6 protein-coding genes and 3 pseudogenes are annotated in these 14,483 nt (G+C 32.9%); all 9 read left to right on the plus strand.

The window, feature by feature from the left end; all coding sequences use genetic code 11:
- Positions 1–6 precede the first annotated feature (6 nt).
- The 9 genes and pseudogenes from A372_RS33990 (at position 7) to A372_RS0114620 (ending at position 14,474) form a co-directional block, all read left to right on the plus strand.
- Entirely contained in the window at positions 7–951 is a 945-nt protein-coding gene (locus A372_RS33990; protein ID WP_019421603.1) for a GHMP family kinase ATP-binding protein, read from the plus strand.
- Positions 929–4,792 (plus strand): annotated as a pseudogene (locus tag A372_RS39565) (amino acid adenylation domain-containing protein); the annotation flags it as partial. The gene A372_RS33990 and the pseudogene A372_RS39565, both read left to right, overlap by 23 nt.
- A gap of 81 nt (positions 4,793–4,873) precedes the next feature.
- Positions 4,874–5,500 (plus strand): annotated as a pseudogene (locus A372_RS39570) (AMP-binding protein); the annotation flags it as partial.
- 72 nt (positions 5,501–5,572) lie between these two features.
- Positions 5,573–10,399 (plus strand): annotated as a pseudogene (locus A372_RS39575) (MupA/Atu3671 family FMN-dependent luciferase-like monooxygenase); the annotation flags it as partial.
- A gap of 23 nt (positions 10,400–10,422) precedes the next feature.
- Positions 10,423–10,659 (plus strand): acyl carrier protein, encoded by a 237-nt coding sequence (locus tag A372_RS34000; protein WP_019421605.1) that lies wholly within the window; start codon positions 10,423–10,425, stop codon positions 10,657–10,659.
- An 82-nt stretch (positions 10,660–10,741) separates the two neighbouring features.
- A complete protein-coding gene (locus tag A372_RS0114605; protein WP_036704310.1) occupies positions 10,742–11,842 on the plus strand; it encodes a 3-dehydroquinate synthase II in 1,101 nt (366 codons plus the stop codon).
- Between the two features lie 37 nt (positions 11,843–11,879).
- Positions 11,880–12,668, plus strand: a complete 789-nt coding sequence (locus A372_RS0114610; RefSeq protein ID WP_019421607.1) for a 2-amino-3,7-dideoxy-D-threo-hept-6-ulosonate synthase — start codon at positions 11,880–11,882, stop codon at positions 12,666–12,668.
- A gap of 3 nt (positions 12,669–12,671) precedes the next feature.
- Positions 12,672–12,920: an acyl carrier protein gene (locus tag A372_RS0114615; RefSeq protein ID WP_019421608.1), complete on the plus strand. Its 249-nt coding sequence runs from the start codon at positions 12,672–12,674 to the stop codon at positions 12,918–12,920.
- A gap of 114 nt (positions 12,921–13,034) precedes the next feature.
- Entirely contained in the window at positions 13,035–14,474 is a 1,440-nt protein-coding gene (locus A372_RS0114620) for a class I adenylate-forming enzyme family protein (protein WP_019421609.1), read from the plus strand.
- Positions 14,475–14,483: the final 9 nt, after the last annotated feature.

The raw sequence follows: 14,483 nt of genomic DNA on the forward strand, positions 1-14,483 counted from the left end.
AAGAAAGTGAGCAACAGAATAAATTGTTTTGAAACAAATCGTTCCGGAACGGGCCTTGGTTACGCATTTGGTACATTTGGTGAATTGTTACAGGGTGCTCTTGATGAAAAAGATTCAGAATTTCTTGTTACTTTTCCAATCCAAACGTATTCACGAGCAAGTTTCAATATTAATCCCGATTGCAATCAGCTTACGGTAAAGCCACAAAATAAAAGCAAATCATACCAGTTAGCATGTATGATATTAAAACAGTTTCATTTACCGTTAAATGGTGTACTTGAAATTGATAGTGAGATTCCTGTTGGGAAAGGCATGGCGAGTTCCTCGGCTGATCTTGTGTCTACGGCCCGTGCCATTGCTTCTTATTATAGTCTTCGCATTTCGAACGAACTACTTAATTCGTTTTTACAGCAAATTGAACCAACTGATGGTGTCATGTATCACGAAGTGGTAGTTTTTTATCATCGACAAGTTAAATTAGGATACTCACTTGGACATTTACCGCCTTTGACAGTAGTAAGTATTGATGAAGGAGGAGAAGTCGATACTGTTCTGTTTAATAAAACCCGCAAAATGCATACGATTTCAGAAAGGCGGGAGTATGCCATGTTGCTAGATAAAATGATAAATGCAATGGAACAGAGAGATATAAAAACAGTTGGTCAAATTGCGACACAAAGCGCTGTTCTCAATCAATCTTTTATGTATAAAAATCGGCTGGATGATTTGATTGATATTTGTTCCCTAGTAAATGGATTAGGTGTCATTGTTGCACATAGCGGCACTTGTCTTGGAATTATGCTGGAACAAAGTGACCAGCATTACACCGACAAGTTGAAAGAAGTAAGTGAAAGACTACTTGAGCTTGACCATAAAGTGGATATTTATTACTCGTGGGAAAATGATGTTGAGTTGAGATTAAGTAGAGGTGAAAAAATTGGTAACCCGTGAATTGTACAAGAATCCAAAAGACTATTGGCTTCGTAGGCTGGAGAGAAAGTTTGAAACCGGAGCTATCCCTATGGATAGACATTATTCTTCGGAAGAAGTGCTTGTAAATAAAATTAGCTACAGTTTTTCAGAAGATGTTACTGATTGGCTAATGCAAATATCAAATCAATCAAAATATGCTTTATTTGTCGTTCTTGTTTCTGGAATTCAATATGTATTATATAGATACAAGAACTACGAAGAGGTTATACTAGGAACTTTATCTTTTGAAGAGCGTGAATTTAAAGAGAGACAGATCAATAAGATTATTCCATTAATAAGTAACATTGAAAGTAGCGAGAATTTTAAAGATTTATTGGAGAATACTAAATCAGAAATATTTAATGCAATTAAATATCAAGACATACACCTGCAACAGCTTCAGAAAATAATGTCAAACACTCAGCAGCAAATAGATACACTTATTGTGATGGAAAGTATTCATAAATATAATCAAGCAGAACAATTTTCTTCGAAATACAACTTAGTAATCGAGATTTCTTTGAAGCAAGAACTTAATATTACATCTTACTTCAACGCAAATGTATATGAAAGAGATTCGATATACCGTTTTTATAAACACGTTGAACGTTATTTTTCTTCTCTTATGAAAGAGCCTGATAAGAACTTGGATCAAATTAATTATCTTACTGATGAAGAGATGGACCTTCTATTTATAAAATTTAATTCAACACATTATGAAATTCCATTTAACAAGACAATTCAAAAGCTATTTGAAGAACAAGTAAAGAGAAAACCCAATCAAGTTGCACTTGTTGTGAATGGGAATCAATTTACTTACAAAGAAATAAATAATGAAGCGAATAAGTTAGCTCATTATCTTCGCAATAATTACAATATTAGAAAAGATGATGTAATTGGTTTGTTCATGGACCGAAATGAGCAATTGGTAATTTCAATCTTAGCAATTCTAAAATCAGGTGCTGCCTATGTTCCCTTGGATCCAAATTACCCAAAACTAAGAATAGAATATATTATTAAAAATAGTAAACTAAAAACACTAATCATAGAGTCGAGCCATTTTAACAACATTGATATAGAACAAGACAAATTCATTATACTTGAAGAGCATAGAAAGCATATTAATCAAGAATGCATACAAAATCCGCTCCATGTCAATGAAACAAGTGATCTTGCATATGTAATATATACATCCGGCTCAACAGGACAGCCTAAAGGAGTTCAAATCAATCATCAAAATGTTGTGAATTTTATCTATGGTGTAGAGAAAGAATTGAAAATCAATGAGGATCATTCCATTTTGGCTATAACATCAATTTCATTCGATCTATCTGTCATGGAATTGTTAGGTTCTATGATAATAGGTTTACATGTAGTTCTTAATACAAATGAAATATATCTAGGAGACTTTAATCAATACGTATCGCCGAATTTTTTAAACAACAATAAACCGATTTCGATAATTCAAACAACGCCTTCCATTTTGAGCAGAATCATAAAAGACGAAAATTGTTATGAGTTCATTAAATCTTTAAAGTATATTCTTATTGGAGGAGAAAGAATAAACCCAAGTTTGACCGATGCTTTGTTCGATATTACAGATGCTAAAATATTTACAATGTACGGACCAACCGAAACAACAATTTGGTCTTGTTGTGTCGAACTCAAAAGAGATGATTTAATTACTCTCGGAAGGCCACTGCCTAACCAGCAAATATATATTCTTGACAAAAAACTGAAACCGCTTCCTATAGGGAGCTATGGCGAAGTTTATATTGGCGGTAAGGGGGTAGCTCGGGGTTATCTTGAGCGTGAAGAAGAAGACGAAGAAAAGTTTATTGTGAGTCCGTTTGTTAAGGATGGAATGGAACGAATATACAAATCAGGCGATATTGGTCGCTTCTTACCCGATGGAAGGATTCAATCAATGGGGAGAAACGATCACCAAATCAAAATAAATGGAAATAGAATTGAATTAGAGGAAATTGAACGTATAATCCAACATCATGAAAATGTAAAAGAAACAGTTGTTATTGATAAGAAGGATGACTATGATAATCATATTTTAATCGCCTATGTAGTTTTCCACAAATCTTGTTCATCAACTACACAAGAAATAAAGACTTTATTGAACAATTATTTACCTTATTATATGATTCCGAATTTCTTTGTCGAGATTCAGGAATTCCCTTTAACACTTAACGGAAAGATTAATCGCAATGCTTTACGTGAAAAAAGTATCAACATGCTTTGTCAAGTACAACCTTTTAAAGAACCTAAAAATGATCTTGAAAAAGAAATTACTGAGATATGGACTGAAATACTTGAATTAGATCGCATCGGGGTAAATGATGATTTCTATCTTTTAGGAGGAGATTCATTAAAAGCTGGCGCAATCATAAATAAATTGAACAAACGCTTTCAAGTTCGACTATTTTTAAAGGATTTTCTTCATTTGCGTACAATTGAAGAATTAGCCAAAAAAATACCAGGAATAGGGACGGCGCAAAAGAATACAATTCCATTAGTTGAAAAAAAATCGTTTTATCCAGCTTCTTCAGCCCAAAAGAGAATGTATTATTCAAATCAAATGGATGTCGATGATTCTAGCTATAATGTAACCGGCACAATAATCATTAATGGCAGAATTAATAAAGACCAAGTATTGTCGTCTATTCGAGCTTTAATTAATAGACATGAGGTTTTTCGAACTTCATTCGAGCTTGATAACGATATCTTATATCAAAAAATTCATGATCATGCCGATATAAGCATCGAATATATGAATCTTCTTTCAGAAGAAGAAATAGAAAGCACAGTCCGAGAGTTTGTCCGTCCTTTTGATTTAACTTGCGCACCTTTATTACGTATTGGGTTAATTTCCATTTATGAAGATTACCACGTATTAGTTTATGATATTCACCATATCATTTGTGACGGTGAGTCAATCAGGTTAATGAATTCAGAACTGTTTCAAATTTATACGAGACAAAAATTGCCTGATTTAAAAATTCAATATAAAGATTATTCTTCATGGCAGCAAAAGTTACTTGAATCCGATCAAATTAAAAAGAGTGAGTCTTTTTGGCTAGAAGAAATAACGAATAACGTAGAGATGTTAACTCTTCCCACAGACTATACAATTACACAGTTTGTAACTAATGAAGGAAGAGAGTTGTATTTTAATATTGATACTGAGCTCAAAATGAAAATTGAACAACTTGCATTCCGGCAAGGCTGCACAGTTAATATGCTTCTCTTAAGCGCATACTTCATTTTATTAAGCAGGTACTCCGGACAAAAAGATTTTATAATTGGAATGCCTGTTCTCGGGAGGCCACACGATGATTTAAGTGATTGTTTCGGCGTGTTCATTAATATGCTCTGTATAAGAAATCAACCTGAAGCTCAAAAATCGTTTGTTGACTTCGCGGTCGAAGTGCGTGAGAGTATGCTGCAAGCAATCGATCATCAAGATTATCCTTTTGATGTATTGTATGAGAAATTAAATACTCAGAGCAAAAATAATGTAAATCCATTGTTTGAAGTAATGTTTAACGCGCATCAGGTTGAGGGCGAAGAATGGACTGAAGCAGAAGGAATCAGGTTTACACATAAGTCCTATTTTAATAATAAAGCTAAATATAATCTTACTTTGGATACAACAATTAAGAACGAGTGTATTGAGTGTAAATTTGAATATCGTACTGAGTTATTCAAAGAAATCACAATTTCTACTATGTCAAGGAACTTTGTGAATTTATTAAAATCAATTGTAGAAAATCCTAATATGAGATTAGCTCAACTTCAAATGTTGTCTAAACAAGATATAAACAACATTCTTTTTCAAAGAAACCAAACAAGTGTGCCTTATAATACAAACGTAAGTATTCATGAACAATTCGAGAAAATAGCCAGTGAATATCCCGATAAAATAGCACTTGTTCATAAGGAAAGAAAATTGACGTATCAAGAATTAAATAGAAAATCTAATCAGTTGGCATATTATTTGCGTAATTATTGCCAAGTGAATACCGAAGATAGAGTAGGTATTATGCTGGATCGTTCGGAAAACTTGGTGATTGCAATGTTAGCAGCACTGAAAGCTGGAGCAGCTTATGTTCCGATCGAGCCTATAAATCCTGAAAAGCGCACTTCATTTATTATTAAGGATAGTAAAATGAAGTGTATATTAACAGAAGATAGGTACGTAGAAAAATATACTGATATAACATGCATTAATATAGTTGAAATAAAAAATGAACTTTTAAATCTGCCCACAATAAATATCATAAATCAAACACAACCATGCAATTTAATTTATTTAATGTATACGTCTGGTTCAACGGGAAATCCCAAAGGTGTTATGGTTGAACACCGGAATGTCATTAATTTTCTATGTGCCATGGATGAAAAAATAGGAGATATTGCAGGAGATTCATGTATAGCCCTAACATCAGTAGCATTCGATATTTCAGTATTAGAGCTGCTTTGGACGTTAACGCGCGGCAAAAAAATAATAATAAGCTCATCTGATAATTTATATGAAATTGTTAATGATTATCCTGCTCCAGCTAAAGATAATCCTATGCAATTTAGCATGTTTTTTTTCTCGACTTATCAGAAAAAAACAAACAATAAATATGACTTACTGTTAAATTCAGCAAAATTTGCTGAAAGTAATGGGTTTGAAGCGATCTGGACTCCTGAGCGTCATTTTCACGAATTTGGAGGTCTTTACTCAAATCCTTCAGTAATTTCTGCTGCTTTATCAACAATTACTGAACATATAAAAATACGTTCAGGTAGTATCGTTTTACCGTTGCATGATACTCTTAGAGTTGTTGAAGAATGGGCCATAGTAGATAATTTATCTAAAGGAAGAGTGGGACTTGCATTTACCAATGGGTGGCATCCAAATGATTTTGTATTGAATCCTGAAGCATACTTAAATAGAACAGATGTTATGTATGAGCAAATTGAGCAAGTCAAAAAACTTTGGCAAGGAAAGAAGATTGAACGGAAGAATGGAATTGGAAAAAATGTGGAGGTTGAATCTTTTCCAAGACCCATTCAAAATCAACTGCCAATATGGGTAACTACAGGAGGAAATCCTGAAACATATAGAAAAGCAGGAAAACTAGGGTTGAATATTCTTACTCATCTATTTGGACAGGATCTCCAAACGTTAAAAGAAAACATACAATCATATCACCAGTTATTAGAGGATAATGGTTTCTCGAAAAAAGATGCGCGGATAACCGTAATGTTGCATACTTTTGTCGGAAATGATCTTGAAGAAGTGGAAAAATTAGTGCGAAAGCCTTTTTACTCTTATATTGAATCTAACTCCAATCTTTTAAATAGTAGTTTAGTCAATGGTGAAACAATCAATTTGATGGAGCTTGATCATGCAGAAAAAGAGCAGCTGCTAGAATTGTCTTTTCAAAAATATTGGAACAAATTATCCTTAATGGGCACAATTGAAAGCGTTCACTCCATTGTGGAACAACTGCATGATATTGGAGTGACTGAAATTGCTTGTTTAATTGATTTCGGATTAGAAGATGATGTGATTCTTGATGGTTTAAGTAATTTAGCGAAACTTAAGGAAGAGTATAATAGGAAGATTACTGAGAAAAAAGAACATTATACAGAACCAGTATCTTTATTGCAATGTACACCATCTACCTTAAAAATTCTTCTTTCTGATAATTCATACAGTCATTTTTTGCAATCATTACAAACTATTTTAATAGGAGGAGAAAAACTTAGTGAACAACTTGCTAATAAGTTGCTCGACAAAACGACAGCTAGAGTTTTCAATATGTACGGACCAACTGAAACAACCGTATGGTCTTCGATGCATGAAGTTAGAAAAAATGAATGTGTGACAATTGGTAAGCCAATAGCTAACACCCAAATATATGTATTGGATGAATATCAAAACCCGGTCTCTACCAATGTGGTTGGTGAAATCTATATTTCTGGTGATGGGGTTGCCCGCGGTTATGCTAATCTTGACGAACTATCTAATGAGAAGTTTATAAATAATCCTTTTGTTAAAAACAATACTAAAATGTATAGAACAGGTGATTTAGGGCGCCTTCTTGACGATGGTTCAATCGAATATATAGGTCGCAAAGACTACCAAGTTAAAATTCGGGGTTTCCGTATTGAAATTGAGGAGATTGAAGCTGCTTTATTAGATAATGATGCAGTTGAAGAAGCAGTTGTTGTAACGCAATCAGATCAAAATGGTGATTCTCATTTAATTGCCTTCGTTGTATGCAATAAGCGTCGAGTAAATATAAATGAAATTAAAGAGCATTTAGCAAAAGTATTGCCTGGATATATGATACCAAACCAGATATTGCAGTTAGAAAAACTTCCGTTAAACGTAAATAACAAATTGGACAGAAATTCATTGCCTAATGTTTTTGACTTGCAGTCTCAAAGCACGAAGCATACTGCTCCGAGAAATGATATCGAGCGAACGCTTGTTGAAGTATGGAAGGAAGTTCTTGTTGCAAAAGATATAAGTGTAAATGATCCGTTTTTCGCTCTAGGCGGAGATTCAATCAAGGCAATACAAATATCATCAAAATTATTGAAGCACGGTTTAAAAATCCAGCTTAAAGATATATTTATGCATCCAACAATTCAGGAATTAAGTCCATTAATCAAAATAGTAAAAAATAAAAATCAAACATCTAGTCTTCCCGTAGTAGGAGAAGCACAGATGGCTCCCATTCAACAGTGGTTCTTTGAGCAAAACTTAATGGATTCTCATCATTACAATCAATCTATTTTGCTATACCGTAAAGAAGGCTTTGTAGACGAAAATCTACAGAGGGTTTTGAAAGAGATAGTAATACACCACGATGCATTACGAATGACTTTTCGGCGAAATGGAAATAAAATCAGTCAATATAATAAGGGAATAGATGCTGAAGGGTATGCTTTCTCTTGCTTCGACATTACTAATGAAGATAATATACGAAAGACAATCGAACAAGGAGGGAATAAAATACAGTCTAGATTTGATTTGGAAAATGGACCTTTGCTTGCAGTTGCTTTGTACAAAACAAAGGAAGGCCATTACTTACAGCTGAGTGCTCATCATCTAATCATTGATGGCATATCTTGGAGAGTGTTTCTGGAGGATCTTAGCTCTGGATATTTACAAATAACGTCTGGGGAAGACGTTAGATTTCCTGATAAAACAAGTTCTTACCAAGACTGGACTAAATATCTTCACGAACAAAAATATATCCAAAAAGAGGAAGAAGACTATTGGAATCATATTTCAAAAGAAGCGGTATCCCCGCTCTTTAATAATACGAATCGTTTCAATAACAAAGTTAAGGACTCAAAACGCATGTCGTTCAATTTAACAAAATCAGAAACTGAAAAGTTGTTAAAATCTGTAAATCAGGCATATAATACAGAAATTAATGATATTTTACTTACCGCATTAGGCCTTTCCATTTACCAATGGGTAGGAAGTGAGAAGTTTTTCATTGACCTTGAAGGGCACGGAAGAGAAGAGCTATTTGAAGATTTAGATATATCACGTACAATCGGATGGTTTACAAGTTTATTCCCTTTAAGTATGGAGATAAAATCTGATGATATTGCACAGGGGATCATAACAACAAAAGAGCGTCTTAGAAAAATACCATCTAAGGGGGTTGGTTACGGCATTTTAAAATATATTAATAAAAACCATGATTTAGATATTGAGCCGGTCATTATGTTTAATTATTTGGGTGATTTTAATAACAGCATGAAACCAGAAGTCTTTACTATTTCAGATTTATCTACTGGACATTCAATTAGTCCTGAATCTGAACGGAAATATTTAATTGAAGTGATTGGTCTTATACTAGATGAACAAATGACTATAAGTATAACTTATAATAAATTCCATTTTGTTAAGGATGATATTACACAATTTAATGAGCTGTTCCATAACAATTTAGTATCGATTATTGAACATTGCATGAGTGTACCGTCTAATCAGGCAACGCCAAGCGATTATTTCTTTAATTCCTTCTCATTTGAAGAGCTTGTGAAATTTGAGAAATATCTTTTGAAGGAAAATCAAGAAACATCTGGAATTGAAAATTTTTATCCTGTTACTCCATCTCAAGAGCGAATGCTATTTTATACGTTGTTTTATCAAGGCAGACGTTACTTTTTTGAACAGGTTTCGTTTGAGTTGAAAGGGGATGTGGATGTTTCCTTATTTGAAGAAAGTTTACATCTGCTTATGAAGAAATATGATGTTTTACGGTCGAATTTCTCATATAAAAAAGCTAAACAACCTATCCAAATAATATTCCGTAATAAAAAAGGAGTACTTAATTATGAAGATATTTCAATGATGAGTGGATATGAAAGGAAAAATTATATCAAAGATTATAAAAGTAAGGATAGAGAACAAAGTTTTGATTTATTAAGAGATACCTTGTTGAGAATTTCGGTATTGAAAATAAAAAAAGATACTTATAGTCTCATTTGGAGTTATCATCATATTATTATGGATGGCTGGAGTTTAGGGATTGTTGTCAAAGACTATTTAAATTTTATACTGTCTTCTTTACAAAATAATAAGTCAATTCTAAGCCTGACATCTTCTTATCCTTACTCGGAGTATATGAAATGGTTTCAAAAACAGAATAAAAGCGAAGGTTTGGCATATTGGACAAAATATCTTTCAAATTATGATTTCTCAAATTCTATTGAAACCAATGCTAGTAACAGTTATATAAGAAAATTTGAAGAATTTACGATTAACTCGTCACTATCACAAGCGTTAATTCAACAAGCAAAACGATATGGAGTGACAGTGAATACGATTTTACAGGTGCTATGGGGAATTACACTTAGTAAGTTTACAAATCTCAATGATATTGTTTTTGGAGTGGTTTCCTCAGGAAGAAATTTTGACCTAGATAAAATTGATGAAATGGTAGGACTTTTTGTAAATGTCATGCCATTTAGAATTCAAGTGTCAATGGATACGCAGTTCTCGAATTTACTAAGTGCAACACAAAGCTCAATGGCCCTTTCAGAACAGTTTAGTTATGTGTCATTAATGGAATTACAAGCAAAACTTAACACTAATAACTCGAATATTATAGATCATGTATTCGTTTTCGAAAATTACCCGTTAAAACAAAATGATTTTGTAAATGAATATTTTGCGATTTCAGAGGTTAAGTTTAATCCGCAAACTAATTATAATTTGAACATTGTAATTTCTTTTGATAGTGAATTGAAAGTTAATTTTATTTATAATAAATGTTCTTATGATGAAAACTATATAAATAAAATTTCTGATTATTATAGGAAATTGATTCATTATATTATCAAAGAAGAAGATAATGTTCTAATAAAACAATTATTAAATTTTAAATAATAAAAAAGAAAGGATTGATCTTGTTGAATAATACAATCAAATGTAAGCTTGAAAAAATTATAAATGAAATTTTAGTAATAGAGGATGTAAAGGGTATTGGTGAAAATGATGGTTTAGGACTTAATTCTGTTCAATTTATACAATTAGTTGTAGAAATTGAAAAAGAGTTTGATATTGAATTTGCTGATGATGACTTAAATCTATCTAACTTTGGAAGCTTGAATAGTTTAATTGCTTATATAGAAAATAAATTAGATTGACACATGAGGAGAACGGATGTTTCAAACATAAATAATGTTTGAAACATCCGTTTTTTATAAATTGTATTGTGAGGTGTTTCAAGTGGAAAAAAAAATGATTTGGCTTGATATAAGAAATGTAACTAATGAAACAAAAATTGTTGATTTAGTGAATAAGTTAAGAATTGACTACTTATTGATAAAGGAAAGCCAGTTAAATAAGTTAGCGTTCTCAAAAAAAACAAAACTAATCTTACATGTAGATGAAAACAAAGATGAGATTCCGGAATATTCGAAGGATTTGGTTTTATTTACAACATCTGTGGACTTTTTAAAAAGAGCAAAAAGTAAAGGATATAGAACTGCATTTTATATTTTTGTGAAAAATCATGCTGATATGGAAGCAGCTTGGAGCGAATCGCAGGCTTTTGATTTCCTGGCAGTAGAATTTAAAGATGAAACAAACATCCCGCTTGAATTATTAATTGCTCGATTGCAAGAAAAACAAACAAAAATATTAAAATTCACAAAAAATATTATAGATGCCGAAATTTCCTTCGGTGTCATGGAAGTAGGAAGTGATGGTGTGATATTTTCTGAAATTGATGATAATTCAGTTATTGCAATTGACAAGTTACTTTCAAAAAACGAACGAGGAAAGATAAACCTTGTTAAAGGAAAAGTTACTGATATCCAGCACGTGGGCATGGGTCATCGAGCGTGCATAGATACAATAAGCTTGTTAGGTATGAACGAAGGAATGATAATTGGTTCAACTTCATTTGGGGGACTGCTTGTTAGTTCTGAAACGCATTATTTGCCGTATATGGAGTTAAGGCCATTCAGGGTCAATGCAGGCGCTATTCATTCATATGTTTGGTCTGCAGATTCGATGACTTCCTATCTGACTGAGTTAAAAGCAGGCAGCAAAGTTATATGTGTCGATACTGCCGGAAACACCAGGGAAGTTAGTGTAGGAAGAGTGAAAATTGAGCAGAGGCCTTTAATAAAAATAGAAGTAGAAGTAATGAATAAAAAAATTAACGCGATTGTGCAGGATGATTGGCATATTAGAATTTTTGGAGGGGACGGTTCTCCTCTTAATGTATCTTCCATAAAAATAGGCGATGAGTTACTGGCCTACACATGTGAAGGTGGGAGACATGTCGGAATAAAAATTGATGAAAGTATTGAAGAAAAATAGATTTTAATATGACAATAAGAAAGATAGGGTGATATCTATGTATGGTAAAACATTAAGATTAGCAAGATTGTTTGGAGCAACTGGTAAGACATGTATCGTGCCTATGGATCACGGTGTTACATATGGCCCAATTAAGGGAATCGAAAATTATTGCAATACTGCTAGAGAAGTTTTGGCCGGGGAACCAAATGCGATAGTTGTTCATAAAGGACTCCTAAAGAGTATTGCATGCAACAAAGAACTTGCAATTGGACGTTTTATTATGCATCTGTCTGCTTCCACCATATTAAGTAATGATACTTCAAATAAAGTAATTGTTGGATCGGTCGAAGAAGCAATACAATTAGGTGCGGATGCTATATCCCTTCATATTAATCTGGAATGTGATCTTGAACCATCGATGCTTCAAAGTATGGGGCAGGTATCTAAGTTATGTTTAAATTGGGGAATGCCTTTATTAGCTATGATGTATACCTGCAATAATCCTAATAAGGTGACGCCTATAGCTCATGCTGCTCGTATAGCAGAAGAACTTGGAGCAGATATTATTAAGTTACACTACCCTGGTTCAAGAGAAGACGTGGGCAAAATTGTAAATGGAGTTAATGTTCCTGTAATATTTGCAGGCGGAGAATATACCACTAGCACTGAACAATTGGTTTCAATGGTGAACGATACTATTAGCGGCGGGGCATCTGGCGTAGCTATTGGCAGAAACATATTTCAACATAAGAACCCGAGGTTAATTACAAAGATGATTACCAAACTTGTTCATGGTGAAATAAATTATAAAGAGTGTATTATGAACTTAAAAGGAGAAGAATAGTGCATGGTCACGAAAAAAAAAATAGAGGAAAAAATAAAGATATTATTGCAGGAAATATTGATACATCCGTCAGACGGAATTGAAAAAATAAAGATTGAAGATATAATACTCGACTCATTAGACTATCTGAAATTATTGGTCCAAATAGAAAAAGACTTTGGAATTGAAATAGAAGACAAGTATTGGGACAACGTCGAATTCAATGTTAGTCACATTGTTAACTACCTTTACAATCTTGAATTCACCAAATAATGAAACCCAGAAATGCCCCTTTTTCAACTTTGAGGACTATGAAAGTTAAAAAGGGGTTCTTTCTAAAAAAGATATACCATATGAATTGAATCATTTTGTAAATCGGAGGTATATATGTCCATATATAAGTATATTTTTGATAGTAACATTACGTTCCGAGAAAACATTGCGTTAAAAACCAATAATATAGAAGTTACATATAATGAACTTAATACGTATATAAAAAATGGTTCTGCTTTTTTTCAGGAAAAAAATTTTTTACTAGGGCAAAGAGTTTTGTTATTGTTACCTAATTGTATGGAATTTATAGTGGCCTTTTTTGCAGTTACTAATTGCGGGGGAGTTGCTGTATTATCGGATATCAAATTAAATGATGAACTAGTCTCAATCATAAAAGAAACTAACCCCAACTGGGTAATAACAGATGATAATGGATTAAAAAAAATAAAGGAATTGAATGAAAAAAGTGAATTTTTATCAAGCCTAGACATGAGCATCATTACGACAAAAGATTTTAGACAAGTATACCAATCTTCACGATCTTATACTGATAAACTTATTAATATAGATTTACCGGCTATGATTCTTTATTCATCCGGTTCAACAGGGAAACCTAAAGGTGTTGTCAATTCTCATAGATCTTTAATAAAGGCAGTGGATAATTATGTGAAAACGGTGAATTTAAAACCTTCTGATAAATTGGTTGCAGTAACTCCATTCTATCATTCATATGCATTTGGCTCATGTATGCTGGCAGGTTTATATAGTGGAAGTTGTTTGTTGGTAATGAATTCATTTCATCCCAAAAAACTTTTAGAGATGATCTATAATGAACAGGCAACTATTTTCCATGCTGTACCATATATGTATAATATTTTGAGTGAACATTTGGTTGCAAGAGAGTCCTGCCTAAGTTCGCTTCGTTTATGCATTTCTGCAGGCTCGCCAATAACAAAAAGTTTAGCAGAGACATTTTATCAATTATCAGGAAAAATTATTCATCAAGAATATGGTAGTTCTGAGACAGGCACTATTGCTATAAATTTAAGTGAAGATATTAATTTGAATATACAGTCTGTGGGTCGGCCTTTGAATAAAGTAAATATAAGAGTGGTAAAGAAAGAGAATGAACTTATTGGAAATATACAAGTCAGAAATACTGGGAAAGCAATAGGTTATTTGTCGGGGGACTTGTTTTCTGATGAATGGTATGAAACAGGAGATCTTGGGTTTTTATCAGAAGATGGATATCTGTATATTAAGGGAAGAAGCAAAAGGTTAATTAATATTTCTGGATTGAAAGTAAATCCTGCAGAAGTAGAAGATATAATCTTGGCTCATCCAAATGTTAGAGAAGTTTTGGTGAAAGGAGTTAGTCATCCTGATTACGGTGAAATTGTTGAAGCACAAGTAGTGCGTCGAGATGAGAATCTTACTGCTGAGGAATTAATTAAATTTTGTCAAAAAAAAATTGCGCTTTATAAAGTTCCAAAATTGGTAACTTGGATTGACTCTTTGCCAAAGTCTGACACAGGTAAATTTAGATACAGTTAATTTCCGCTT

The sequence above is a fragment of the Paenibacillus sp. OSY-SE genome, from assembly GCF_000283315.1.
In the GTDB taxonomy this organism is placed as follows: Bacteria; Bacillota; Bacilli; order Paenibacillales; family Paenibacillaceae; genus Paenibacillus_B; species Paenibacillus_B profundus.